The 3,531-nt window shown below is 40.8% G+C and carries 2 protein-coding genes; one reads left to right on the forward strand and one right to left on the reverse strand.

All coding sequences use genetic code 11. From position 1 onward, the window contains the following. The first annotated feature begins 250 nt into the window (after positions 1-250). On the forward strand, positions 251-3,229 hold the full coding sequence (locus BBROOKSOX_RS03160; protein WP_139659724.1) for an autotransporter outer membrane beta-barrel domain-containing protein: 2,979 nt from the start codon (positions 251-253) through the stop codon (positions 3,227-3,229). Positions 3,230-3,284: 55 nt separating this feature from the next. On the opposite strand, the gene BBROOKSOX_RS03165 is transcribed toward BBROOKSOX_RS03160, so the two are convergent. Beyond that, positions 3,285-3,455: a hypothetical protein gene (locus BBROOKSOX_RS03165; RefSeq protein WP_218973694.1), complete on the reverse strand. Its 171-nt coding sequence runs from the start codon at positions 3,453-3,455 to the stop codon at positions 3,285-3,287. Between the last annotated feature and the right edge of the window lie 76 nt (positions 3,456-3,531).

A 3,531-nucleotide genomic window follows, 5' to 3' on the forward strand; every position in this document is an offset into this window, starting at 1 on the left:
AAGATTTATCATCTTTTAAATTGGTAGCCATATTTTATGCAAGATAAAACACACTTTGCTCTTATCAGATAGAATTAGAAAACATCTAAAGTTATACCGATAATCAAAGTGTGAAAAAAAATCTTGCCAATTATTCGCTTGTTACTTAGAAACAGCAATAATTATTTAGGGGTTTTCTATGAAAGTTATAAAGTTGTTTATTGCAAGCATGCTATTGTTATCATCATTCCAGACATAAGCGGCTTTATCTATGAAAATTATTAAACTACTTGTTGTATATATACTGTTGTTATCATCGTTCCAGACATTTGCTCTTAAAGACCCTGAGAGATTTAAACCATTTCATATTACCACGGCTGATGTTTCTACGCCTGAAAACAGAGAGAAGGTGATTAAACTTACCACTAACAAAGACACGCAAGCCAATCCCATAATAACTTTTGCTATTGTGGATGGTCTAGATTCCAAGAAGTTTACTTTAGTAGGTGATAAATTAACTTTCGAAGCCACGGATTTTGAAGCCAGAAAGAATGCCACTTATCATGTTAAGATCAGATCCACCTTTAGTATCCCCCCCATATGGGGCGTTGACCTAGGTACCGCAACGACTGAAAAAATCCTTGCTGTAACCGTAACTAAGACTGACCTTAATGATGGGGAACTTCATATTACCACGGCTAATTTTAATGTGCCTGAAAACAAAAACAAGACGATTAGGCTTGCCATTAACAAGAGCGCCGACTTTGGTCAAATAGGGTATCGATTTTTTACTATTGTAGATGGTCTAGATGCTAGTAAGTTTACTTTAAAAGGTCGTGAATTAACTTTCAAAGCCACGGCTTTTAAAGCCCGAAATAATACTTATCATGTTAATATCAAAGTTAGATTTAAGAAAACTGTTTTTTCCCGCAAGGAGACGGCTGAAATAACCCTTAGTGTAACCGTAACCAAGACTAACTTTAATGATGAGAAACTTCATATTACCACGGCTTCTAATTTTTCTACGCCTGAAAACACAGACAAGACGATTGAGCTTACCCTTAACAAAGGCAATACCCCAGATTATAAGAGAACTTTTGCTATTTTGGATGGTGCAGATGCCAATAAGTTTACTTTAGCAGGTAATAAATTAACTTTCATAGCCACGGCTTTTGAAGCCCGAAGTGATGTCACTTATCATGTTAATATCAAAGCCACCCTGAATGCCAAGATTTTGCCTGACATAATCGAGACGACTGAAAAAACCATCACTGTAACCGTAGATGAGGCATTTCGTATTACCACGGCTAATGTTTCTATTCCTGAACACACAAACAGGACGATTACGCTTGCCACTAACAAAGACGGGGCAAGTTTTACTATTGTGGGTAATAAGGGTAAATTCAGCCTGAGTGGCACTGCACTTACCTTTGAAGGTGCTGACTTTAAAGACCATGGTGATAATAACTATCATGTTAAGATCAAAGCCACCAAGGGCAATGAGACGGCTGAAAAAACCCTCACTGTAACCATAGATAACCCTAACACGGGCGGTAATCCTGATGACGATGGGGGATTTCATATTACCACAGCTGATGTTTCTACGCCTGAACAGATAAACAAGGTGATTACGCTTGCCACTAACAAAGGCGGGGCAAGTTTTACCATTGTGGGTGGTGCAGATAAAAATAGGTTTAGTTTAAACGGCGATGAATTAACTTTCAAAGCCACGTTTTTCAACTCCCGCCGAAATAATCCCGCTTATCGTGTTAAGATTAAAGCCACCAGAATGGATTCAAATTCCCGCCTCCTTGAGACTGAAAAAATCCTCGTTGTAACCGTTCTAGAAGGTTTGTATATTATCACGACCGATGTTTCTGCACCTGAAAATAAAAATAAGGTGATTACGCTTGCCGTTAACAAGAAAATCCCTGCAGTTACCTCGATTACGCTAGATTTTGAGATTGTGCGTGGTCTAGATGCCAATAAGTTTACTTTAGTAGGTAATAAATTAACTTTCGAAGCCCCGGCTTTTAACGACCGAACTGATGCCACTTATCGTGTTAAGATTAAAGCCACCTTTGCGGAAACTTTTGGGTTCAAACCCAAGACCGAGACGGCTGAAAAAATCCTCACTGTAACCATAATAAATCCTAACACGAACGATGATAGTTCTGATGACGAAGAAACTACATCGGAAGAAGGGGGCGCAGATTCTGTAGTGGAAGAATTTACAAATGTCAAAGTGATTGCCCAAGCCGTGCGCAAAGAAAACAAATTTGCCAGTAAAGCCTTACTCTCTAAAGTCGGAAAAACATTGATGGGGCGCCTATCGTATATTCGTCATCAAAACCAGCAAAAGAGCAGTTTTAGCACCAATGGTTTTGTTAACGGCATTCAGGTCAGTTTTGCCGATAGCCAAACCAACAGTTTTATCAATCGTGTGCTCAGCGCCAACGGGCTGAGCAATGTTATCCCCACCTCTAGCCGCAAGGTTGAGCGTTGGGATACTTGGACGAGTGCCCAAGTGGTGATTGGTAGAAACAACGGGGCAGGGACAAATAAGACTGAGTTTAATCTTAGATCCCTTAATATAGGTATGGACAGACGCATAGCCCAAGATAAAACTATCGGCTTTGCCCTTGGCTTAGGCAAGCAAGATCGCACTGCCACAGGCATTGATTTCTCAGGCGATGTGGATACCAAGCAATACACACTGTCTAGTTACGGTGCGTTAGAACTCAGTAGCAAAGGCAGTATTGAGGCAGTACTAGGCGTCGCCAAAGCCACGCACAAAGTCGGCAAAAGCAACACGCCAAGTGCCGATCAAGGCAGCAATGGCTTTTTTGCCAGTATTGCTTACCGTGCAGATTTACAGGCTCAGAGTGTAGATTTATCGCCTTTCATTCGCTACGACATCAGCCGTATTAAGATGAAAGCGAATGATGTACTTACCAATAGCGAGACTGCCACCGATGAGGCAATTGCCCTTGGTATTGACATCAGTAAGACAGGGAACTACGAAGAGGGGCAACTCACTCGCTTTGTGAGCGTGGAATACAAATCCGACCTTCGTCGTGATGGCAGTGATTACCTTAGCAAAAATGCCGAGCAAGAAGTGAGCGTGAAATTGGGGCTGAATTATCAAAAAGACGACACCACCACTTCTATTAATTATGAACGCATTCAATCGACTAACAATAAAGCGCATAGTTATGGTATTGAAGGTGCTGTTCGATGGAAGTTTTGATGGGTTTATAAAAAAGGACTAAAAACCCTCAGCGCAAATTGAGTAAAAGGGGACGCTACCCTTTTTTAGGTCTACCCCTTTTTTTAAAACTCAAATCCCTGCCCACCTTGTCGCTTAGTTTTCGAATAAAACCCTCATTGCCACATGGCAAACCTTTGTGTGTATTTATTTTTAAAGAGACCTTTGCACAAATAGGGGTGATTAGCAAAATCCAATTTTTGCCCACTTGGTGATTTCTTTAAACCTTGTCCTAGCAGGGCTAAGGCTGGGTTTAAAAAATCGCCAAGTGGGTGAAAAGTGGG

It is taken from the genome of bacterium endosymbiont of Bathymodiolus sp. 5 South (assembly GCF_900128535.1).
GTDB lineage: Bacteria > Pseudomonadota > Gammaproteobacteria > PS1 > Pseudothioglobaceae > Thiodubiliella.